Origin of the sequence: Sphingobacterium zeae (genome assembly GCF_030818895.1) — a bacterium.
Classification (GTDB): Bacteria; Bacteroidota; Bacteroidia; order Sphingobacteriales; family Sphingobacteriaceae; genus Sphingobacterium; species Sphingobacterium zeae.
On record NZ_JAUTBA010000001.1, the window covers coordinates 2,599,685 to 2,621,415 of the forward strand.

Below are 21,731 nucleotides of genomic sequence, written 5' to 3' on the forward strand. Positions count from 1 at the left end.
CCCTTAATCCATTTGATTTAAGGGCTTTTTGTTTAAGGTTATGAATGCTTATTTACTTGTTTTTTCTATTTTGATCTTTAATCCGATCAGTTTTTCAATATCAGCCAGATAAGGTCTTTCTTCCACATCACAGAATGAGATTGCTTTTCCTTCGAGTCCGGCCCTTCCTGTTCTTCCGATGCGATGAACATAGGTTTCAGGTACATTCGGGAGGTCATAATTGATAACGAGGGGAAGTTGTTCGATATCAATTCCTCTTGCAGCAATATCGGTGGCAATCAATATTTTTAGATGATTGTCTTTAAATTCACCCAGCGCTTTTTGCCTGGCGTTTTGAGATTTATTTCCGTGAATGGCAGCTGCTCTCAAACCATTTTTTGCAAGTAGCTTAACAATTTTATCAGCTCCGTGTTTTGTTCTGGAGAATACGATCGTACGTTCCTGCTTAAGTTTTTTTAATAGGACCGTAAGCAATTTAATTTTCTCCTTCTTATCAACGAAAAATACCGATTGATTTACTTTTTCTGCTGTTGAGCTTACCGGAGTAACGTCAACTTCCATAGGTTTATTCAATATTCCATGGGCAAACTTACGGATGTTGGGAGGCATTGTTGCCGAGAAAAATAGTGTTTGTCTCTTTGACGGAATCTTAGCTAGGATCTTTTTTATGTCGTGTATGAAGCCCATGTCCAGCATGTTGTCGGCTTCATCCAGTATAAGCATTTCGATCTTATCTAGAAACACGATCTTCTGATTTATTAGATCCAGTAAGCGCCCTGGGGTAGCTACCAAGATGTCAACACCCTTTTTTATTTCTTTGACCTGTTTTTCTTGGCTTACTCCGCCGAAAATAGTGCAATAGTTTACTTTTAGATATTTTCGGTACAAATTTATATTATCTCCGATTTGAATAGCCAACTCACGCGTTGGGGTAAGAATCAGCGCCCTAATCGGAACAAATTTACCGGATGTCTTGGTTTCTTCAAGACGTTGTAAAAGGGGAAGTGCAAAAGCGGCAGTTTTCCCTGTGCCTGTTTGTGCACACCCAATCAGATCGTTACCTTTGAGTACAACTGGAATAGCCTTTTGTTGAATTGCTGTGGGATGTGTATAGCCTGTTTCTGTTATTGCTTTTAAAAGCGGATCGATTAAACTGAGTTGTTTAAATTCCATGCGTAGTATGTTCGAATTTGTCTTAAATAAAACCTTTTCAAATCATTTTATGCTTTTTATTTGAATGCCAAAAGTCTACAAATAAAAAGGATAGGATTAATGAAAGTTTAAAGGAAGAATAGGAAAAAGAAATGGGATAAGTCATTGTGAATTACCCCATTTAACAAGAAAGTGTATTTTTTGGATTACGCCAATTTTACATTTGTAGCGCTGATCCCCTTTGGAGTTCTTTCTACATCATAAGTAACAACGTCGCCTTCAGATACTTGATTTTTAAGCGCAGAAACGTGTACGAAAACATCTGCACTACCATCCTCTGGTGTAATAAAACCAAAACCTTTAGTTTCATTGAAAAATTTAATTTTACCTGTATTCATTATTTTTAATTAAGTGCGGCAAGTTAGGTATAAAAAACCATTAATCTTTCATTTTTTTTAATGAATTATAAAATGTGTTGTTCAGTTGGCTAATTTTCATCGTAAATGGAGACTTTCGCTGGGTTTGTCTATATATATTTTACAATGCGTATTGCAGGCACCTAAATTCATTTTTGTAATTTCATCGAAGCAATTTGCTTTTGATAAAAAAGGGAGCATTTCTCAATAAGGTATTCATCGAGGCGTATGTATTCATATCGATAACTTCGGCGATGCTTAAATAACAATTTTTAAACCAATATCTAATGAATAGAAAAGATTTTATCAAATCGTCCACTGTTTTGGCTGCATCATCATTTTTCTTAAATGTCCAGGGTTCCAGTTTATTAGATCAGTCTATTCGAGTTGGGCTGATTGGTGTAAATGGCATGGGCTGGTCAGATTTGAATTCATTATTAAAGAATGACGGTATTGTGTGTACAGCTCTTTGTGACGTAGATGATAATATTCTTAAAAAAAGAGCGGAAGAGCTGCGAAAAAGGAGCATACACGTCGAAACTTTTTTGGATTATAAAAAGATGCTCGATAGCTCACTCGTAGATGCCGTGATCATTGCAACGCCAGACCATTGGCATTGCCTTCAAATGGTAGACGCTGTCAATGCAGGAAAGCATGTATATGTAGAGAAGCCCATTGGAAACTCTATTCTTGAATGTCAATTAATGGTTCAGGCTGCGAAAAAGAATAAGGCTATTGTTCAGGTTGGCCAATGGCAAAGGAGTCAGCAACATTTTCAAGATGCTATTGATTTTGTTCATTCTGGTAAATTGGGCAAAATAAGATTAGTAAAGGCCTGGTCCTATCAAGGGTGGAAAAGTGCCATTCCCGTTGTACCTGACGAACCCGTTCCGGCAGGTGTTCATTATACGGAATGGCTTGGACCCGCGCAAAAAAGGCCATTTAATCTGAATCGATTTCATTTTAATTTTCGATGGTTTTGGGACTATGCGGGTGGCTTGATGACTGATTGGGGGGTCCATATGTTGGACTATGCTTTACTTGGCATGAACGTTTCCGATCCAAAGTCTATTATGGCCTCAGGAGGCAAATTTGCTTTTCCGGATGACGCTGGACAAACGCCGGATACGATGACGGCCGTGTACGAGTTTGAGGGTTTTAATATTCAATGGGAGCATGCCAAAGGAATTGATCTTGGTCCATATAAACGTAACCACGGTGTCGCATTTATTGGTAACAATGGTACGCTGGTTTTAAACCGGTCTGGATGGGAGGTGATTCCAGAAAAGGGGCGGATGGAAGCGGTCGCTATGCAACCTTCTTTAGACGATGGACTAGATAAGCACATGGAAAATTTTGTGGCCGCCATTCGTCAACGTAATCCGCTATTACTTCATGCACCAATCGAAGTTGGCGCCCATATCGCCATCTTTTCTCAGCTAGGAAATATAGCATTCAGGACAGGTCAAAAGCTCTATTGGAATAAAGAACAACAGAATTTTACGGATCAGAAGGCGAATGCGTACTTAGCATCGGTTTATCATAACGGATATAAATATCCAAAGGTATAATGCATTGCGACGGGTTGTTGATTAAAATAAATAATCAACAACCAATGGGTTATTGCTGTACATCTTTGAGCACAAATTCATTTGCAAGATCGATCTCCTCGCGATTGATGGTATGACCTCCGTTTGAATATATAGCGAGCTGTACGTTTGCATTCATTTTTTGTAAAATGGATGCTGTTGTTTTGACCCGTTCTAATGGAACGTGGAAATCGGGATCGCTAGTGCCGAGGAGAATTGGAGTCTGTGCAAAATCTCCGCTGTAATTTTGGTGGTTAATTTCTTCACCTATTACGCCGCCGATAATTGCGACTGCCCCTCCGTAATGCTGCGCATGCCGCGCAAGGTATTCGAGCGTTAAGCAGGCTCCTTGAGAGAACCCGAAAAAATAAATGTCTTTGGCAGGGATTCCCTGCGCTAAAGCGAGTTGAACCGTATGGTCGATTAAGTCCAGTGCTGAACTCAACCACGGTTCGTTCTGTTGAACAGGAGCTATAAAGGAAAAAGGATACCAACTGTGGTTTTCGGCTTGTGGTGCCAGCAGTGCAAAATTATCGACCTGAAGGTACGATGACAGGCTAAGTATATCTTCGGCACTTCCGCCCCGGCCATGGATCATGATGATGGCTTTTTTCGCTTGTTCCAAATTGTGACCGGCTCTCTTGATGTTTAGTGGATGACTCATGTTGCTTTTTCTTTTTTGATAATTATGTTGTTCTTCTAAACCAAATATCTTGATAGCGCTCGGGATGGCGATGAAATTGTGCATTTACATAAGGACATAATGGAACAATTTTCATGTTATTTTCGCGGGCATAAGATACGAGCTTTTCGAGAAGTATTTTTGCAAATCCTCTGCCTTCATATACATCATCTACCTCGGTGTGGTAAACAACAAGGTTGCGGTCGATGATCGCAATGCTCATTAAGCCGGCTTTATGATTATCGGAGAATAACTGCAGTTCGCCGCGTTGACTTTTGTCGAGGATAATTTCAGTTCTTTCCATAGCTCTTTTTTTTTGCAGGTGAAATTAATGTGATTTATTGATCTAATCTATTTTCGGTAATGCTTTTTCAATTTGTAATCGGTGGCTTTCATACTGCTTTGGTAATTTGAGGGCAGAACCTAAACTCGATAGCTGTTCATCCACTGTAAAACCGGGGTTATCGGTCGCGATTTCAAAAAGTACGCCTCCTGGTTCACGAAAGTATAACGAGAAAAAATAGTCTCTATTTATTTTAGGCGTGATATCTAATCCTGCTGAAAGTATTTTTTCGCGGTACTCCATCAAGACGTTATCGTTTTTCACGCGAAATGCAATATGATGGTTTGTACCGGCTGCATTTTTGCCGTAGTTCAGATTTTCATCTGCGATGATGTCGACCATGTTGGCTGTGGCTATACTGTCCGTCGTCAATCGATAACGATTGTCAATCTGTTGGCTAAGCGTATAGCCTAAAATATCGGTCAGTATTTTTAAGGTTGGTTCTGCCTTTCTTAACGAGAGTGTTACATTATGGAAGCCTTTTAAGGCATTTTCTGCTTGGATATCGGTGGTTGTCCAAGGAAGTCTTGGATCAGTTGTTTCAATAAACTGAAGCTGTAAGCCGTCGGGATCACGAAATGATATTAATTTCTCTCCAAAAATCTCATCTTCTATCCACTGGATGCGATATTGTGTTAAGCGATTTTTCCAAAAATCTAGACTACCTTTCGGTACCGAGTACCCTATGTGGGTAGCCATTCCTGCACCTGGGGCTCCTTTTCCGATACCTTCCCAAGGGAAAAAAGTAAGGATAGTCCCAGGTTCTCCCATTTCATTGCCGAAGTAGAAGTGGTAAGTGCCGGGATCGTCAAAGTTTACCGTTTTCTTTACAAGACGGACACCCAGTACTTGCGTATAAAAATCGAGATTTCGTTTTGCATTATCGGCTATCGCAGTAATGTGATGCAATCCTAATATTTTATTTTCCATATTAACGTATTATGTTTTCTTGACTAATGTAAAGTTACGCCAACCCAAAGGAAGTTTTATTGAACTAGATTAATAAAATCAATTGTGTATCAGTAACGGTATCTCTGTAAATTAGAATTGGAAAATAACTTATTTATTAGGAATATAGGCGATGAATTTTTGCCATACGACAACTATTCATCGCATTGTTTGTTCTTAATAAAACATTATTTGATCAATTTCCTTATTAATTAGGCGGTGTTCAGTAATGTTTTTGTTAACTTCACGGTGATAATAAACCTGATCTAAATACTGGAAATAAATGGTAAATAATGTTTTTCCTGAAAATGAGTTAAGAAGGATAGAAAAACTAAAGTCTTATGAGTTAATGGGACTTGGGAAAGACCCTGAATTAGATGTTTTTGCGCAGGCGGCCTGTTTGATTACAGATTGTCCTGCTGCTCTAATTGCCATGATGGAACAAGAAACGCAACGTATTCAGAGTTGCGTTGGGATAGCGTTGGACACTGTGGACAGGAAGAATACCGTCTGTCAGTATACGATCATGAGTAAAGAAGTGCTCATCATTGAAGACACTTTTAACGATGTTCGCTCTTCTTCCAATCCCCTGATTCGCGAGGGAAATATCCGTTTCTACGCGGGGGTCCCGCTTTTGGACGATGATGGAGATGCGCTTGGAACAATCTGCGTGATTGATTTTCAGCCAAAAAAACTTTCTGAAAAACAAGTAAATTCTTTAGCTGAACTCGGTAAGGCGGTGACCAAGATCTTATTGGGCAAGCATCGAAAAATACAGGCCGGTTATTTCGCTGAGATTTTTCATCTCACCAACAATATTATTTGTGTTTTGGATGATATGCGCCATGTCAAAGAAGTTAATCCTGCATTTAGTAAAGTTTTGGGATTGTCCCGCTCGAACAGCTTAGGCAAATCTATTTTCACTTTACTGGGTGACACTAAAGAAAAATTAGTATCCGACTTGAACCGGGTAGAGGATGCAAAATACGGTATCCAAAGCAGTAGTACGATTCGAATGGAGAACGGCCAAATGGTGGAGATTGAATGGCATTTTAAATTTGATGCAGTCAACCGTGATATTTTGGCTTTTGGCAGAAATGTGACAGCAGAACGGGAAGAAAAGCTGAAACTGGAAAATTCGGAGCGTAGATTCCGTAGTTTTTTTGAAAATGCCATTGGCCTGATGAGCATGCATGATATGGAAGGTAATATTTTATCAGTTAATGAAAAAGGAAGAGAGTTATTAGGTTATTCCAAAGAGGAGGTCAAAGGGCTTAATCTAAGAAACTTGGTCCCGGCTCATCATGTTGGTCTAGTTGCGGAATATCTTCAACGTATTGCGAGCAACAGAGAGGATTCAGGAATGATGGTTTTGCAAACAAAAGATGGTGAAGATATCTCATGGCTTTATCATAACATGCTAGAAACTGATGAAAATGGAAAGTTTTACGTTGTCAGCACCGCGTTGAATATGACGGACCGGCTACGGCTTGAAAATGATCTTTTGCATACCAAGCAGATCTTAGAACAGACAAATGCTGTAGCTCAAGTTGGTGGATGGGAGGTAGACCTGGTTAACAATAAGGTCTATTGGTCGGATTCTACAAAGCTTATCCATGGTGTACCTCTTGATTTTACGCCGGATTTTGAGCATGCTATCGGATTTTATGAACAGGAGAGTCAGGGCACATTGCGACGAGTATTTGAAGAGGCAATTGCTTCCAGGACACCTTATGATACGGAATTACGTCTACTAAAGCAAAGCGGCGAGTCGATTTGGGTACGCGTAAAGGGTATTCCCGAATTTGAAAATGATGTATGCAGACGTGTATATGGAATTATACAGGATATCGATCATAGTAAATCGCTATTTCTGGAATTGGAACGCAAAGAATCGATGTTACGCGCCTTTGTAGATTACGTTCCGGCTTCTGTTGCCATGTTTGACCGTGATTTTAACTATATTTCGGTTAGTAATCAATGGTTGGAAGACTTTCATGATGGGGCGAGTTTACCTTCTAATAGTAATTTTTTCGATCTTTTTCCTCATATTCCGGAAAATAGAAAAAAAATATACCGCGATGCTTTGGGTGGTATACCTTATAAGAATAGGGATGAGATTATTCAGGCTGGTGGATTTGCCGAAGCGCAGCATTTCAATTGGGAAGTTAGACCATGGCATCTTGCTGATGGAAGTATCGGCGGGATCATTATTTTTACGCAGAACATTACGGAGTCAGTAAAAATAAATGATGAATTGAAATTAGCAAAAGAGCTAGCCGTGCTAGCCAGTAAAGCAAAGTCCGAATTCCTGGCCAATATGAGCCACGAAATTCGAACACCTTTAAACGGGGTGATCGGATTTTCGGACCTATTGTTGAAAACGCCATTAAATGATACGCAGTTGCAGTATCTTGGCTATATCAATGAATCGGGGAATAGCTTGCTCAATATTATTAATGACATTTTGGATTTTTCAAAAATTGAATCCGGAAAACTTGAATTATTTGTTGATAAATATAATCTATATGATGTAGCTAATCAGGTTATTAATGTTGTTCTCTATCAAGCCCAGCGAAAGGATGTCGAACTGCTTCTGAATATTGAGCAGGGGCTACCCGCTTTTGTTTGGATTGATGAATCACGTATCAAGCAAGTATTGGTGAATCTGTTGGGCAATGCTGTGAAGTTCACAGAAAAAGGCGAGATCGAATTTAAGATCAGTAAGCGCTATAATAGCGAGGATAAATTAGCGCTACGTTTTGAAGTCAGAGATACTGGTATTGGAATTCCGCCCGACAAGCAACAACGAATATTTGATGCTTTCACCCAAGAAGATAGTTCCGTAAGTAAACGTTATGGTGGTACCGGACTTGGTTTGACGATCTCTAACAACCTGTTGAAATATATGGGAAGCAAACTGAATTTGGTTAGCAAAATGGGCGTCGGGTCCACATTCTTCTTTGATATTGAGGTCCGATTTGAAGAACAGGAGGATATAGATACAGAACTGCCTTTAAATCGTGTCCTTGTTGTTGATGATAACGCTAATAATCGGATCATTCTTCAACATATGCTATCGTATAAGAACGTCGACTCTGTACTCGCGGCTAATGGTATGGAAGCTTTACAGTTATTGATGAAAGGTGAAAGGTTCGATGTTATTTTAATGGACTATCATATGCCGATATTATCGGGCCTGGAAACGATCGGTAAAATTAAAGAACTCTTTCTAAAGCAAGAGGAAGGTATTCCATTGATTGTGTTGCATACCTCATCGGAAGAGCATGAGGTGATTTCGGCATTCCGACAGGAAGAGCATTCTTTCTGCTTGCTTAAACCTATTAAATCAGAAGAGTTGTATTCAACACTTCGCCGAGCGATCCAGCAAAATAGGCAGGAAGCCGTCCAAGCAAAAGCTAATGAAAATTTACCTGTGTCGTCAGATTTTTATGATAAGGAAATTCAGGTGCTATTGGCAGACGATAATGCAGTCAATATGGCGCTCAATTTGCGCATTATGGCCAGTATCATGCCGAGTGCACGACTGACTGAAGTGTCTGACGGGGCTCAAGCCATTGAGGCCTGTATGAAAAAAACATTTGATTTTATTTTAATGGATGTTCAGATGCCTGAGATCGATGGTATCGAAGCCACCAAACAGATTCGCCAGATTGAAGGTTATGCCGACACACCTATAATTGGTGTTACAGCCGGTAATATTTCGGGTGAAAAAGAACGTTGTCTAGCTGCGGGAATGTCCGATTTTTTAGCTAAGCCTATTCGACAACAAGATTTGTACACAGCGTTAGATAAAGCTATATCTGGTAATCCGATTGTTGACGAAGGGTCCGAATTAGCGCACGACGATCAACATTTAGACATGCGTCGCTTGGATGAACAGGCCGGTGATGATCCTGCATTTCTAGCGTTTTTTCTGGATTTGGTCGTACGGGAGATAACAGGGGCTAGGAAGCAGCTTCAGGTGGCAATCCATGCCAGTGATATTGTCCATGTCAAGGAGCTGCTGCATAAATTGCGGGGCACTGCTTCAACAGCAGGGCTAGTCAAATTGGCCGAGATGACAAAAGAATTGGAAACAAGTTTCACTATTGAAACTGATCTTGCGACTGCTTTCAGAGCAATTGAACAAGAAATGGATATAGGTTTGGAACTCATTACAAAAATTTTAAATAAATAACGCTATGTTGATTTTAATAGCTGAAGACGACGAATTGATATTACGTACTGTTGAACACAAATTAGTGAAAGAAGGACACGAAGTGGTGCTGACCAGAAATGGCCGTGAAGCCATCGAGAAAATTAATGAACTGAATTTGGATTTAGTTGTGACGGACATTATGATGCCTTTTGCTTCTGGTATTGAAATTCTTTCGGCAATAAAGAGTATCGGAAAGAAAATCCCGGTTATTGTATTATCGAGTATGGGCCAAGAGGAGGTTGTGGTCGATGCGTTCGATTTAGGAGCATCAGATTTTATGGTTAAGCCGTTTAGTCCAAACGAGCTCATTCTCAGAATAAAACGCCTAAAAAATAAATAAACAATATGTATCACCATATCGCACTACATGAACTTATTCTTGCGATAGTTATCGTGTTGATCTTAGTACTGTTGTTGATTATTACAGTATTGGGTTACAGCTTCTATAGTTATCGAATACTTCATAATAAGCAATCTTGGAGAGAAATTATCGAGTATAAGATTATGGAGACAATCGTAGGGAATGATGACCGTAGTGATAGCGATAAGGAATTTGCGGAACATTTAAAGGAGCCTTCATTTCGGGCACTTTTTTTAGATGTACTGGTTGATTCGGATAGAAAATTTTCTGGTGGTGCTAAACAATCGATTAATAGGCTGTTTCGTGATTTTGAACTCGAGGATGAAGCCTGGCGGAAACTCAGGCATCGCAGCGGCTATTTGGTAGCCGGCGGTGTTCAGGAGCTTGCAGCGATGAATGTTGAAGCTGCAATACCTGAAATCATGGCGAAGTTGAACGATCCCCGAACTGCCGTTTATCAGGAGGCCCAATATGCAATTGTCAGTTTTAAGGGATACGAAGGCCTTGGCTTTTTGGATCATTTCAACAAGCCGTTATCGGACTGGCAACAGCTCCGCTTATTGTATTCAATTCATGATATACCAGAACAGGCTGATTTACAGGTAAAGGATTGGATCCATAGTAAAAATGATTCGGTTGTTGTATTCACTTTACGTCTAATCCGAAAATTCAGATTAATGACATTCTATACGGCGGTTCATAACCTGTTGGCTCACCCATCGACGATGGTTCGTGTACAAGCTGTAAGAACTTTACAGGCCATCGAGCATCGTGGGACCATTCAGCAATTTATACAAAGTTTCGATCTGCAGCCACTCGCAGTGCAGAATGAGATGCTGAAAGCGATGAAGATAGCCAAGAGTAAAGAAAGCGAGCATTTTCTTAAAGAACTACTGTGGAATCATCCCCAAGTATCAATTAAAATTTCTGCCGCCGAAGTACTTGTCGTTCTTGGAGAAGAACACTATTTGCAGGAGGTCTCACAAGCTGGAGATACTTACGACGAACTTAGACGAATTATTAAACACGCTTTGCAAGAGAAAAAATGTTAGAGTTTTCCCATATCGTATATGAAATTATAGTTTGGTTATTTTTGCTTTATTCCGGGGCGGTATTTCTTATTTATACTTGGATAGGATTATATGCTTATGGAGCTGTGTTTCGTTACAAACATGATAATACGTTTACGGACTATAGCATTATTGCCACCAATCCCAATGCACCTACATTCAGTCTGATTGCACCAGCCTATAACGAGGGCATGACCATCGTTGAGAATGTGCGGTCCTTATTGTCGTTGTATTACCATAATCTAGAAATTATTATCGTAAATGATGGGAGTAAGGATGATTCTATATCAAAATTGATCACGTCTTATGAACTTGAACCGACGTCTTTCTTTGTTCAAGGAAATATTGAGACGAAGGAGATACGGGGAATCTATAAAAGTAAAAACCCGGCTTTTAAGAAGCTGATTGTTGTAGACAAAGAGAATGGCGGCAAGGCGGACGCGCTTAACGTTGGGGTGAATATCTCTTCTGGAGATTATATCGTTTGTATTGATGTGGATTGTATTTTAGAACAGGATGCGATTTTAAAATTAGCGAAGCCATTTCTAGAACAAACTGACAAACGCGTTATCGCTTGCGGTGGCGTTATCCGTTTAGCCAACAACTGTAACGTCGTGAATGGGTCTGTTGTGGATGTTAATTTGCCAAAGTCTTGGTTGGGGCGCACGCAAGCTTTAGAATATATCCGTGCTTTCATTTTAGGGCGAATGGCTTGGTCTAGAGCTTCGGGATTAATTCTGATTTCAGGTGCATTTGGCGCTTTTGACCGGGAGATTGTGTTGGCTTGTGGAGGCTACGACCGAAATACGGTTGGGGAGGACATGGAACTTGTTGTTCGTATGCGTCGCTATATGGAAGATCAAAAGCAGGCTTATGAGGTCGTTAATATTCCTGATCCCTTATGCTGGACGGAGGTGCCAGAATCTAAGGAGGTGCTGCGCAAGCAGCGTAATCGTTGGATGCGCGGCACGATGGAAACCTTATGGAAGCATCGCAAACTCATGTTCAATCCGAAGTATGGCCGTTTCGGTATGGTTAGCATGCCTTATTGGTTTTTCTTTGAATTTTTGGGCCCTATTGTCGAATTTACAGGTTACATTGTCTTTCTGATCTTTTTTATACTCGGAATCATCAACTGGCCATTTTTCTTTGCACTTTTTGGACTGGTTATTGCTTCGGGAATTTTGTATTCAATCTATGCCATCCTGGTTGACCTTGTTAGCCACCAGGTCTATTCAAAGAAGCGCGACCTTTCGACGTTAATAACTACCGCTATCCTAGAACCACTTTACTTTCACCCCATTGTTGTTAAAGCTGGCGTACAAGGGGTGGTTGACTATTTTCGAAAGCAGCATGGCTGGGGAGAAATGACTCGACAAGGCTTTCAACAAAAAGATGCCAATGAGTCGGTTTGGAAATACCTCGGTCACCGATTAAATCTGTCGTTAAAAAGCTTAGGACCTGTGATGTTGGTTGTCTTTGCCTTGTATATGTTATCCGTTGGTGTAGAATGGTGGTGGTACGGTCGTCGATTTTTCTCAGCTTTCGGAGGTCCACGCAGGCAAATACCTATTTTTGGATAACATCCTGTTTATCTTTCAAGCCTTAGCGTGTTTGGGAATAGGCTATTTATTGCTACAATTCTTAAGCAGATTTTGGGCGAGGCTTCTTTTGATCATTTCGTTCTCGCTTATTGTTGTTATGCAGTTCATCTTGTTTCTGTATTTTGGCGAATCGAGAAATTTGCTTGGGGCTGATATGTTCTATTACAGTTCGGAAGAGATGAAGCAAATTTTGGAGGCTAGCGGTATGTTGAGTTTTACCAATATTGCTTTACTTTTATTATTGATCGCAATTTCTTGGGTTCCGCTTTGGATTGCGAATAAAAAGACATTCAAAAAAAACTATGTTAGTATTGCACTCTTATCTTTGGGGATCATATCGTTTTTCATTAGTTCGGCTTCGCTTTTAGGGGGTCGCTCCGATAACGATGAATTCGTAGCCAATGCAAGCCGGAGTAAATGGCGTTATTTCTTCAATTCCAATTTATCAAATTATGTGGATGAACACCCGGGTATGCTCGCAATGTTCCATAAAGAGGAGGATACAAAGGTGTTGGATACTAAATTTCCTTTTTTGAAAAAAGAAGATACCAAAGATTTTCTAGGAACACACCTTCAGAAAACGACGAAAGTGCCCAATTTAGTTATTCTCGTCATTGAGGGGCTAGGGCATGCCTATAGCGCTGAAAATGGCTATATCGGTAACTTCACGCCATTTATCGGTAAACTGAAGCAGCAATCGCTGTATTGGGGCAATAACATGAGTTCTTCAGGACGGACATTTTCTGTTCTGCCTACGATAACAGGCTCACTACCTTTTGCTATGCACGGTTTTTTAGAGCAAGATACCTTACCAGACAATTTCAATCTATTTAATATTCTAAAGAGCAACGGATTTAATACTGGTTTTTTCTATGGCGGTCATTCAAATTTTGACTTCATGAAGAAGTTCATGGATTATAATAAAATTGATATGCTCATCGATCAGGAAGCATTTGGTCCTCCATATAAGAAATTGCCTGAAAAAGGAGGGGAGAGTTGGGGATATGAAGACCAAGCTGTATTTAGTAAGCTTCTTGAGGTACAGAAAGTGCAGCAACAGCCCTATTTCCATGTGCTTTTGACCTTATCTACACATAATCCATTTTTGATTAATAACGCGGCACATTATGAGCAATTATTTGATCAACGTATGGCGACGTTGAACCTTTCGGCAGAACAAAAAAAGTGGGCTTTAGAAAACCGTACGCAGCTGGTCTCGGTGTTGAATTTGGATGATGCGATGGAACAATTTTTTGAATCTTACAAAAAGAGAGCAGATTTTGCAAATACGATTTTTGTCATAACTGGAGACCACGCAATGCCTGAGATACCGTTACAAAGCAAAATCGATCGTTATCATGTTCCTTTGTTGATTTATTCACCACTTTTAAAAGGGCCAAAGACTTTTCATCATTTTGTTAGCCATTTTGATGTCGCGCCATCTATATTGGCCTACTATCGAGAAAATTTTGGAGTTAAAACTCCCGGTCAAGTTACTTGGATAGGTGCGGGCCTTGACAAAGGGGCATCTGCACAAGGTGATGGCATCGGTATGATGCAGAGTAAAAATCAGTTGATTGATTTTGTAAGGGGTAATTACCATCTTTCTGATGGACAACTGTATCAGTTGGATGGTGTGTTCAATGAAGACGTGGCCTCGGATAATGCGAAACAGGAGGTTACAAAGCGCTTTGAATTATTTAAGCGCAAAAATAAGCTATTCTATACAGAGAAGCGGCTCATTCCGGATAGCGTCTATACCAACTATTTCAAACGGACAGGAAACCGCTAGAATTTTCGAATATAACCAAGGATGATGTCCAATTGATTTCCTTTCTCTTTTGGCCTGAATTCTTGGTTATAATAGGTGCCCGAAATTGAAAATAGGTTACTTTGTTTCACCGAGAAGTTATACTCGGCACCTACTTTGAATGTCTTTAATTTATAGGAAGCGTTGTCCAATAGATTATTTCGGTTTTCCTCAGGGCTCAGACCCGTTCCGGCGCTAAATCCGAAGTAATCGTTTGCTCCTTTTGTATAATAGCGGACTGTTCCGGTATACGATTGGGAAATATTCTTTTCGCCTGGAGTAAGGTAAGTCCTTAGATTGAACCACAAGTTTTGGTAATATTTTCCGACTGAAGCTGTGTACATCCAGATGTTGTCACTAAAATAGAGCTGACGATATCCGATTTCCCCCTCAAAGCTGTTCGGAAGATTGGCATAGAGAGACACACCAGTTCTATATTTCGCAAAAATCCCCACATTATTGGAATAGCCTGCTCCGACATAGAGGTAAAATATCTTTGAAAGCCGTGGGTAAGCCTCCATCTCAAATTGGACGCCATTTTCTGCAAATTTATTCGCATAGTTAGTTCTGAAAATTACGGATCCTATTGCTGTTGCCCGTTTATAACTTAATCCAACAATGTGCCAATTGTGATCAAACTGTTTGTCAAAATAGACAAAATTGTACGTCAGACCGATTGCATTTTTAGCGGTATACTCTTCAATATTTTTTGCCAATGCTCTGGCCTCCGTATTTTTTGGATTAATTTCCAACAAACTATGAATTGCCTTTTCGGCAGTTTCGTATTGATCGTTGCCATAGCTTATTTTGCCTTTTAGCAATAGTAAATCCTGAGACTGCGGATGTATGCGTAGCCCTTTATCAGTAATTGCAATTGCTCTTTCAGCCTGATCGTTCCAATACTCAAGCGAAGCGTAGGCCAAAAAGAAATCTTCATCAGTGGTATTTTTTCTATCCAGTTCCGTAAAGATGGCCCTTGCCGAATCTATCTTATCCGACCAGGTATAAATGCGCGCTAAAAAAATGTTGATATCCGTGTAGTCCGGTGCTTGAAGTAGCGCCTGCTTGGACAATTGAATCGCTTGTGGATAATCTTTTGAATCAAAAGCAACCTTTCGCGCTTTAGCAAAGAGATCATCGGCAGTGAGTTTTGTCTCTTGCGCCATGGAGAATAAAGGTATTAGTGATAGTAATGGATAAATTACTTTTTTCATTCCGGATTGTATAGTTGACATTTAAGCTTGCTAATATATAAACTAAAATTAGCAAAATTTGTTTGTGCACTGTGGTTTTAAATAAATTTTGCGCGCTCATGAATCCTTCTGAACCATTTATGGGATACCATTTGAGACGACATTTAGAATGAGAGTTTAGAAAACTGCCAATTTAAGGTATCGATAATGGTTAACTGGTTGCTGTCTACAGGTAAACCGGTTATGATCTTAAGTACCTGCATAGCCATCATGCTACCTATGATCCCTGGCAGGGGGCCTAGTACTCCATTTTTATCGCAATTTGGAACCTGATCGGGGTTTGGGGGAGTGGGAAAGATGTCCAGAAGGTGTTTACTGCCTTCAAAGTTAAAAACTGCCAGCTGTCCTTCAAAGCCGTGGATGCTCCACATATACCAAGGGTTTATCGAGTTGCAAGCAAATTTGATTCAGTAAGTAACGTGTCGAGAAGTTATCCGAGCAATCTACTACTATTTGATAGGGAGCAAGAATTGCAGCCGCGTTGTTCGGTTCTATCTTCACCTGAACCGTATGAAAATCAATTGTACTATTATGCTGTCGAATATAGTCTTGGGCACTTTCGGTTTTAGTTTTGTGAATGTTGTTTTCGGAGTGTATGATCTGTCTATTTAGATTGTGGATTTCAACGTGGTCAAAATCAGCCAGGCCAAGTTTACCTATACCTGCAGCGGCTAAATATTGAAGGACGGGACTTCCGAGTCCCCCTGCGCCAACAATCAATACCTTGGCATCCATGATTTTTCTTTGTCCTGAGACGCCAATTTCATCGATAAAAATCTGCCGGCTATAGCGCTCAAAAATATTGTCTTTTTTCATTTATTTAACGTACTATGCCAGCGAAATTGGTTTCCCAGTCCTTCATCACCGGCGAGTATCCCATTTTTCGGATTTGACTTTTTATGGTTTCCATATCCCTTTCATCGCTTACTTCAAATTGTTCTAACGCTTGTGGATCGACCACATAGCCCCCCGGATTGGTTTTTGAGGCAGCGCTCATTGTTGTTACACCGATCGGTATAATATGATCTCTAAACGTTTCGTTTTCCCTAGTGGAGATAGAGATTTCCAAATTTTCATTCCACAGACGATAAGCACAGATTAGCTGCAGTAGATCGCGGTCGGCCAAATGAAAATTTGGTTCCACAGAGCCAGCAGCTGGGCGTAGGCGTGGAAAGGAAATGGAATAACGAGTCTGCCAATAGTGTTTTTGTAGATAGGCAATGTGTGCTGCGGTAAAGAAACTGTCCACCCGCCAGTCTTCGAGCCCCAATAACACACCTAGTCCGATTTTATGGATACCAGCCCGGCCGATACGATCAGGTGTATCCAAGCGATAATCAAAATTTGACTTCTTTCCTTTGGGATGATTATTGCCTATAAACTTCCCGGTGATAAGTCTCCTGATAAACCAAAATGGCATATACGCCAGCGGCCTGCAATAATTCGTACTCGGATTGTTCCAACGGTTGTACCTCAATGGATATCTGCGAAAAATGGGACTTTAGAAGTTGGATAGCATGGAGGAAATAATTGATTTCAACAGTTTTGTTGGCTTCTCCGCTAACGAGGAGGATATGGTTAACTCCCATAGCTTTAAGTGCCATCGCTTCCAGCAACAACTCGGTATCGCTAAGTGTTTTTCGTCTGATTTTGTTGTCCATGCTGAAACCGCAATAGGTGCAAATATTTTGGCACTCATTGCTCAGGTAAAGGGGGGCATAGAGCTGTATGGTTTTACCGAAGCGGCGTTGCGTGATTTGTTGTGTCTTTTGTGCCATTTGTTCCAGATACGGTGCTGCAGCCGGTGATATGAGCGCCCTAAAATCGGAGAGCGATAATTGGTCTTTTTCTAACGCATGCAGTACATCCTGATTGGTAGCGTCATAAATCTGCGTGTGGACGTCATTCCAAGCATATGTATCGAGTATCGTTTTGAAATCTGTCATAAGTGAATTATCAATCAAATAAAAATGAAGTTAAGGGGCTCGAAGCGATGGCTTGTGCGCCGACCTTTCCTAAACCGGCCTCATAAGCCTTTCGTCCGGCGATAACAGCCTCTTTGAATGCTTCGGCCATACGTATCGGATTATTTGAGACTGCAATTGCCGTATTGACCAAGACTGCATCCGCTCCGATTTCCATGGCTTTGGCAGCATCGGAAGGCGCTCCGATGCCAGCGTCTACAACAACGGGTACATTACTTTGTTCGATGATAATTTCAAGAAAATCCATGGTACGAAGTCCCTTATTACTCCCAATTGGGGCACCTAAAGGCATAACGACAGCTGTGCCTGCATTTTCCAATCTTTTGCAAAGCACTGGATCTGCATGGATATAGGGCATGACGACGAATCCCAATTTGGCCAACGATTCAGTTGCGCGTAAGGTTTCAATGGGGTCAGGAAGTAGATAGCGGGGATCGGGATGAATTTCCAATTTCACCCAGTTTGTTTCCAGTGCTTCGCGAGCAAGTTGAGCTGCGAGCACAGCTTCTTCAGCAGTTCGTGCTCCCGAAGTATTGGGAAGCAAATGGATTGCCGCCAGATCGAGCGCACTGATGAGACTGTCGTCTGAGCTGGTCTGGTCGATTCGTTTGAGGGCAACGGTGACCAATTGGGAGGCCGAAGCCACAATGGCATCGCTCATTTCCGTGAGATTACCGAATTTGCCCGTACCGAGAAATAATCTGGATTCAAATACGCGATCGGCTATATGTAGGTTGCTCATAGTAAAATTTTATTGATGGATGAAACAATGTTTGGAGTCTTGGTTACGATTCGCGAGAGTGCTACACCGTAGACGCCAATTTCTAATAGACGTTGGATATCTTCAAGTTGACTTATACCGCCAATTGCAAATATTGGAATAGGGGTTAGGCCTTCTCGGCGGACTTGTTGGATGATGTTTTCATATCCTGTAATCCCCAGTAGGGGACTTAGTTTTTGTTTTGTTGTGGTATAGTTGAATGGCCCGAGCCCGATATAGTCACAATGTTCACTTATTCTTTGCTTTACATTGGCAAAGCTATTTGCAGTACCGCCGATTATTTTTCCGGGCCCCAATAGCTTCCTTGCAGCCGCTATACTGCCATCCTCCAGTCCGAGATGTACGCCGTCAGCATCGATAGCCGCTGCAAACGCAGGATGATCATTAATGATACAGGTGGCACCATATCGCAAACACACGTTTTTGACCTGTTCTGCCAATCTGTAAACATACGCTTGGTGAGCTCCCTTCCATCTCACTTGTATCCATTTGACACCAGCATCAAGGGCCTTTAAAATATTATCTTTTTGTGCTGCTAATGTTTGTCCTTGTGATATGTATTGAAGTTTTTCCATAGTTTTTGTTGACATGCAATGAAATTTTGAATTGGGTCGGGATGCTGCCATAAAGCGCCGTACAAGGCTATTCCGTCTGCCCCTTCCTGCAACGGGAGGAGACAGTTAGCTTGGTTTATTCCGCCAAGTGCTATCAGACGAACAGTAAAATTAACGCGTTTTGGAAGCTGATTCAGTTGGGCATTATACCTTCCGTATTCTTTTTTCGAAATACTTGGAAATATCGGACTGAGAAAAGCATAAGCCCAGCATTCATCCAGTTTGTTGAATGCCGCAATATCATGTACAGATGTTGAGCAAATAATTGTAGCGTTCATCTGATTGGAGGGGCTATGCTGTCTGCTCCATTCATTTCTATGAATGCGTGTGATCCCGAGTTCCGCCGATAGGTGGGGATGAGAATGAAGAACCAACTTTTCAAGATATGCAGGATCTATTGATTCTACATATCTTGCCATTTGTAAGTCTGTAAAATGATATTTGCGTAAGTGCAGGATATCGAGCCCCTTCTCAAGAAGGGTATGGATAGCCGCTTTTTCAGCATGTATGGTCTCTTCTGGTGTTAGTGCAATGATCATAAATAGAGTTCTTTACCCTGTGCGATAAATTCTTGCGATTTTTCAAGCATACCCTGCGCTGCACTATCCCGTATTTCCTGGGTAATCTTCATGGAGCAAAATTTGGGGCCACACATGGAACAGAAATGAGCTACTTTAGCTGCATCTGCAGGCAAGGTTTCGTCATGATACTCACGAGCGGTATCCGGATCTAGGGAAAGATTGAATTGATCTTCCCATCTAAATTCAAATCTCGCTTTACTTAAAGCATTGTCACGATACTGCGCTCCAGGGTGTCCTTTGGCCAAATCAGCAGCATGTGCGGCTAGTTTGTACGTGATGACACCATCTTTAACATCTTTTTTATTTGGTAATCCGAGATGTTCTTTTGGGGTAACATAACAAAGCATGGCACAACCGTACCAACCGATCATTGCAGCTCCAATCGCCGAAGTAATATGGTCATACCCCGGAGCGATATCGGTAGTAAGCGGGCCTAAGGTATAAAATGGGGCTTCATTACAACATTCCAGTTGTTTGTCCATATTTTCTTTGATCAGTTGCATGGGCACGTGGCCGGGGCCCTCTATCATTACCTGAACATCGTGTTTCCAGGCGATCTTGGTGAGTTCGCCCAGTGTTTCGAGCTCAGCAAATTGAGCCGCATCGTTGGCGTCCGCAATAGCTCCTGGACGGAGACCATCGCCAAGTGAAAAAGCAACATCATATCGTTTCATGATCTCACAAATCTCCTCAAAATGGGTATAGAGAAAGTTTTCTTTGTGGTGAAAAAGACACCATTTGGCCATGATAGAACCACCCCTTGAGACGATACCAGTTACTCGTGTTGCTGTAAGATGAATGTAGCGAAGCAATACACCGGCGTGTATAGTAAAGTATGAAACACCTTGTTCCGCCTGTTCGATCAAAGTGTCTTTAAAAATCTCCCAAGTAAGGTCTTCGGCCACACCTTTTACTTTTTCTAATGCCTGATAGATTGGAACGGTACCGATTGGAACTGGTGAATTGCGGATGATCCACTCGCGGGTTTCATGGATATTTTTACCGGTGGATAGATCCATGATCGTGTCGGCTCCCCAACGACAGGCCCATACCGCTTTCTCAACTTCTTCCTCTATACTTGAACTTACAGCGCTATTGCCAATATTGGCATTAATTTTAACAAGAAAGTTGCGCCCGATAATCATGGGTTCACTTTCAGGGTGATTGATGTTATTGGGAATGATCGCTCTCCCGGCAGCGATCTCTTCGCGGACAAACTCGGGAGTAATCGTTTTTCTAGGGGTTCTGGCACCAAAGTTTTGGCCTGTATGCTGATGATCCATTCCGGGTGTGGTGGCTACTAGCTGCTCGATACGTTGATTTTCACGGATAGCTACGTACTCCATTTCAGGCGTAATGATACCTTGCTTTGCATAATGTAACTGGGTGACATTACTCCCGGCAGAGGCTACTTTTGGTTTATGACTATAGGCAAATCGGAGTTCATCCAACGTTGGATCAGAAAGGCGTTTTTGTCCATATTCAGAGCTGATGCCCGCCAGCTGTATGACATCCTGGCGATTCAATATCCATTGTTCGCGAAGCCGGGGGAGACCTTTTCGGATATCGATCTGAAAATTCTCATCGGTATATGGACCAGAGGTGTCGTAGATTGTAATAGGGGGATTAATTTCTACTTGTCCATTGCTTAATTTGGTTGGACTTAAAGAAATTTGGCGCATAGCCACTTGAATAGGAAATAGTGTTCCAGGTACAAAAATTTTTTTTGAATTGGGAAAAGGGGATTGCGTAATTGTTTCAGCTGTCATTTTTTCTGAATTGAAGTGAATGATTAGGGTGATTTTTTTTAATCATTATCCGCCTTGCGATGCGGTTATTAAGATGATTTGATCGTGAGGTTTGAGTGTTGTTTTAGCCCAATCGTCCTTAGGTATAACATGGTTGTTGATGGCAGCAGCAACACCTTGGGTTTTGCCAGATAATTCCAAAACCAATAGTTCCTCAAGTGAAGAAGGAGCGGGGTCGAAAGATCGAATTTGATGATTTATTGTAAGTTCCATTCCTTAATTTTTTTGGTTAAACTTTAGGAATGGCTACACGAAGGTACAGCAATGCACCTGTTAGACAGCTCACTTTTCCCTACGCCAGTATGATCCGGATCAGGTTCTAAGGGTAAAATCTCAGCCTGCACAAGCAGACACCCCTAAAGTTAAAACGAAGATAGTATTATTTTTGTGAAAGTTGCAAGAATTTTAATTTAAATGCCTCATATATACAGCAGGAAAGTACAGGTCGCGATTTGCGAAATATTTGATATATTAGTTTTTTAATCAGCTAAAACAATTTAACAGTAACCAAG

Annotated in this window: 21 protein-coding genes and 1 riboswitch; of the genes, 6 read left to right on the plus strand and 15 right to left on the minus strand. The window is 41.1% G+C overall.

Annotated features, from left to right (window positions below; genetic code table 11):
• Positions 1–48: 48 nt before the first annotated feature.
• A complete protein-coding gene (locus tag QE382_RS10830; RefSeq protein WP_307185896.1) occupies positions 49–1,173 on the minus strand; it encodes a DEAD/DEAH box helicase in 1,125 nt (374 codons plus the stop codon).
• A gap of 185 nt (positions 1,174–1,358) precedes the next feature.
• Complete coding sequence (locus tag QE382_RS10835; RefSeq protein ID WP_046672944.1) at positions 1,359–1,550, minus strand: cold-shock protein; 192 nt, start codon at positions 1,548–1,550, stop codon at positions 1,359–1,361.
• A gap of 305 nt (positions 1,551–1,855) precedes the next feature.
• On the opposite strand from QE382_RS10835, the gene QE382_RS10840 reads away from it, so the two are divergent.
• Positions 1,856–3,139, plus strand: a complete 1,284-nt coding sequence (locus QE382_RS10840; RefSeq protein WP_307185897.1) for a Gfo/Idh/MocA family protein — start codon at positions 1,856–1,858, stop codon at positions 3,137–3,139.
• A gap of 49 nt (positions 3,140–3,188) precedes the next feature.
• Here the strand turns inward: QE382_RS10840 and QE382_RS10845 are convergent, their stop codons facing one another.
• From QE382_RS10845 to QE382_RS10855, 3 genes are read right to left on the minus strand one after another with little or no spacing between them, the layout of a single operon-like run.
• Positions 3,189–3,821, minus strand: coding sequence for an alpha/beta hydrolase (locus tag QE382_RS10845; RefSeq protein ID WP_293889091.1), 633 nt, complete (start codon positions 3,819–3,821; stop codon positions 3,189–3,191).
• A 22-nt stretch (positions 3,822–3,843) separates the two neighbouring features.
• Complete coding sequence (locus tag QE382_RS10850; protein ID WP_307185898.1) at positions 3,844–4,143, minus strand: GNAT family N-acetyltransferase; 300 nt, start codon at positions 4,141–4,143, stop codon at positions 3,844–3,846.
• 42 nt (positions 4,144–4,185) lie between these two features.
• Positions 4,186–5,112, minus strand: coding sequence for a ring-cleaving dioxygenase (locus tag QE382_RS10855; RefSeq protein ID WP_307185899.1), 927 nt, complete (start codon positions 5,110–5,112; stop codon positions 4,186–4,188).
• A gap of 301 nt (positions 5,113–5,413) precedes the next feature.
• Here QE382_RS10855 and QE382_RS10860 point away from each other — a divergent pair, with 301 nt between their 5' ends.
• The 5 genes from QE382_RS10860 (at position 5,414) to QE382_RS10880 (ending at position 14,179) form a co-directional block, all read left to right on the plus strand.
• Positions 5,414–9,331 carry a response regulator gene (locus QE382_RS10860; protein WP_307185900.1) on the plus strand — a complete coding sequence of 1,306 codons (3,918 nt, stop codon included), beginning with the start codon at positions 5,414–5,416 and terminating at the stop codon, positions 9,329–9,331.
• Positions 9,332–9,335: 4 nt separating this feature from the next.
• Positions 9,336–9,692 (plus strand): response regulator transcription factor, encoded by a 357-nt coding sequence (locus tag QE382_RS10865; RefSeq protein WP_307185901.1) that lies wholly within the window; start codon positions 9,336–9,338, stop codon positions 9,690–9,692.
• A 5-nt stretch (positions 9,693–9,697) separates the two neighbouring features.
• Positions 9,698–10,765: a HEAT repeat domain-containing protein gene (locus tag QE382_RS10870; protein ID WP_307185902.1), complete on the plus strand. Its 1,068-nt coding sequence runs from the start codon at positions 9,698–9,700 to the stop codon at positions 10,763–10,765.
• Positions 10,759–12,366 (plus strand): glycosyltransferase family 2 protein, encoded by a 1,608-nt coding sequence (locus tag QE382_RS10875; protein ID WP_307185903.1) that lies wholly within the window; start codon positions 10,759–10,761, stop codon positions 12,364–12,366. The genes QE382_RS10870 and QE382_RS10875 overlap by 7 nt, the downstream gene beginning before the upstream one ends.
• A 118-nt stretch (positions 12,367–12,484) precedes the next feature.
• The gene (locus QE382_RS10880; protein WP_307185904.1) at positions 12,485–14,179 is read left to right on the plus strand and encodes an LTA synthase family protein; all 1,695 of its coding nucleotides are present in this window, start codon (positions 12,485–12,487) and stop codon (positions 14,177–14,179) included.
• Here QE382_RS10880 and QE382_RS10885 read toward each other — a convergent pair.
• The 10 genes from QE382_RS10885 to thiS all read right to left on the minus strand — a co-directional run bounded on the left by QE382_RS10885 (position 14,176) and on the right by thiS (position 21,432).
• Positions 14,176–15,411: a YaiO family outer membrane beta-barrel protein gene (locus tag QE382_RS10885; protein WP_307185905.1), complete on the minus strand. Its 1,236-nt coding sequence runs from the start codon at positions 15,409–15,411 to the stop codon at positions 14,176–14,178. The genes QE382_RS10880 and QE382_RS10885 overlap by 4 nt on opposite strands.
• A gap of 143 nt (positions 15,412–15,554) precedes the next feature.
• Positions 15,555–15,821 carry a HesA/MoeB/ThiF family protein gene (locus QE382_RS10890; protein WP_307185906.1) on the minus strand — a complete coding sequence of 89 codons (267 nt, stop codon included), beginning with the start codon at positions 15,819–15,821 and terminating at the stop codon, positions 15,555–15,557.
• Positions 15,799–16,266 (minus strand): HesA/MoeB/ThiF family protein, encoded by a 468-nt coding sequence (locus QE382_RS10895; protein WP_307185907.1) that lies wholly within the window; start codon positions 16,264–16,266, stop codon positions 15,799–15,801. The genes QE382_RS10890 and QE382_RS10895 overlap by 23 nt, the downstream gene beginning before the upstream one ends.
• 4 nt (positions 16,267–16,270) lie before the next feature.
• A complete protein-coding gene (locus QE382_RS10900; protein ID WP_307185908.1) occupies positions 16,271–16,870 on the minus strand; it encodes a ThiH family protein in 600 nt (199 codons plus the stop codon).
• Positions 16,818–17,396 carry a radical SAM protein gene (locus tag QE382_RS10905; RefSeq protein ID WP_307185909.1) on the minus strand — a complete coding sequence of 193 codons (579 nt, stop codon included), beginning with the start codon at positions 17,394–17,396 and terminating at the stop codon, positions 16,818–16,820. Before QE382_RS10905 ends, QE382_RS10900 begins: the two co-directional genes overlap by 53 nt.
• A gap of 10 nt (positions 17,397–17,406) precedes the next feature.
• Entirely contained in the window at positions 17,407–18,177 is a 771-nt protein-coding gene (locus QE382_RS10910; protein ID WP_294185060.1) for a thiazole synthase, read from the minus strand.
• Positions 18,174–18,806 (minus strand): thiamine phosphate synthase, encoded by a 633-nt coding sequence (gene thiE, locus QE382_RS10915; RefSeq protein WP_307185910.1) that lies wholly within the window; start codon positions 18,804–18,806, stop codon positions 18,174–18,176. Before thiE ends, QE382_RS10910 begins: the two co-directional genes overlap by 4 nt.
• On the minus strand, positions 18,752–19,369 hold the full coding sequence (locus tag QE382_RS10920) for a thiamine phosphate synthase (protein ID WP_307185911.1): 618 nt from the start codon (positions 19,367–19,369) through the stop codon (positions 18,752–18,754). The genes thiE and QE382_RS10920 overlap by 55 nt, the downstream gene beginning before the upstream one ends.
• The gene (thiC, locus tag QE382_RS10925) at positions 19,366–21,180 is read right to left on the minus strand and encodes a phosphomethylpyrimidine synthase ThiC (RefSeq protein ID WP_307185912.1); all 1,815 of its coding nucleotides are present in this window, start codon (positions 21,178–21,180) and stop codon (positions 19,366–19,368) included. Before thiC ends, QE382_RS10920 begins: the two co-directional genes overlap by 4 nt.
• Before the next feature lie 45 nt (positions 21,181–21,225).
• Positions 21,226–21,432: a sulfur carrier protein ThiS gene (gene thiS, locus QE382_RS10930; RefSeq protein WP_307185913.1), complete on the minus strand. Its 207-nt coding sequence runs from the start codon at positions 21,430–21,432 to the stop codon at positions 21,226–21,228.
• Positions 21,433–21,491: 59 nt separating this feature from the next.
• A riboswitch (TPP riboswitch) is annotated at positions 21,492–21,587 on the minus strand.
• Positions 21,588–21,731 lie beyond the last annotated feature (144 nt).

Coding starts and splice junctions, on each gene's coding strand:
- QE382_RS10920 (WP_307185911.1), bottom strand. CDS start 19,369: ATGATCATTGCACTAACACCAGAAGAGACCATACATGCTGAAAAAGCG.
- QE382_RS10855 (WP_307185899.1), bottom strand. CDS start 5,112: ATGGAAAATAAAATATTAGGATTGCATCACATTACTGCGATAGCCGAT.
- QE382_RS10835 (WP_046672944.1), bottom strand. CDS start 1,550: ATGAATACAGGTAAAATTAAATTTTTCAATGAAACTAAAGGTTTTGGT.
- QE382_RS10900 (WP_307185908.1), bottom strand. CDS start 16,870: ATGCCATTTTGGTTTATCAGGAGACTTATCACCGGGAAGTTTATAGGC.
- QE382_RS10885 (WP_307185905.1), bottom strand. CDS start 15,411: ATGAAAAAAGTAATTTATCCATTACTATCACTAATACCTTTATTCTCC.
- QE382_RS10880 (WP_307185904.1), top strand. CDS start 12,485: ATGCAGTTCATCTTGTTTCTGTATTTTGGCGAATCGAGAAATTTGCTT.
- QE382_RS10830 (WP_307185896.1), bottom strand. CDS start 1,173: ATGGAATTTAAACAACTCAGTTTAATCGATCCGCTTTTAAAAGCAATA.
- QE382_RS10865 (WP_307185901.1), top strand. CDS start 9,336: ATGTTGATTTTAATAGCTGAAGACGACGAATTGATATTACGTACTGTT.
- thiS (WP_307185913.1), bottom strand. CDS start 21,432: ATGGAACTTACAATAAATCATCAAATTCGATCTTTCGACCCCGCTCCT.
- QE382_RS10840 (WP_307185897.1), top strand. CDS start 1,856: ATGAATAGAAAAGATTTTATCAAATCGTCCACTGTTTTGGCTGCATCA.
- QE382_RS10910 (WP_294185060.1), bottom strand. CDS start 18,177: ATGAGCAACCTACATATAGCCGATCGCGTATTTGAATCCAGATTATTT.
- QE382_RS10850 (WP_307185898.1), bottom strand. CDS start 4,143: ATGGAAAGAACTGAAATTATCCTCGACAAAAGTCAACGCGGCGAACTG.
- QE382_RS10875 (WP_307185903.1), top strand. CDS start 10,759: ATGTTAGAGTTTTCCCATATCGTATATGAAATTATAGTTTGGTTATTT.
- thiE (WP_307185910.1), bottom strand. CDS start 18,806: ATGTCAACAAAAACTATGGAAAAACTTCAATACATATCACAAGGACAA.
- QE382_RS10845 (WP_293889091.1), bottom strand. CDS start 3,821: ATGAGTCATCCACTAAACATCAAGAGAGCCGGTCACAATTTGGAACAA.
- QE382_RS10860 (WP_307185900.1), top strand. CDS start 5,414: ATGGTAAATAATGTTTTTCCTGAAAATGAGTTAAGAAGGATAGAAAAA.
- thiC (WP_307185912.1), bottom strand. CDS start 21,180: ATGACAGCTGAAACAATTACGCAATCCCCTTTTCCCAATTCAAAAAAA.
- QE382_RS10905 (WP_307185909.1), bottom strand. CDS start 17,396: ATGACAGATTTCAAAACGATACTCGATACATATGCTTGGAATGACGTC.
- QE382_RS10890 (WP_307185906.1), bottom strand. CDS start 15,821: ATGTGGAGCATCCACGGCTTTGAAGGACAGCTGGCAGTTTTTAACTTT.
- QE382_RS10895 (WP_307185907.1), bottom strand. CDS start 16,266: ATGAAAAAAGACAATATTTTTGAGCGCTATAGCCGGCAGATTTTTATC.
- QE382_RS10870 (WP_307185902.1), top strand. CDS start 9,698: ATGTATCACCATATCGCACTACATGAACTTATTCTTGCGATAGTTATC.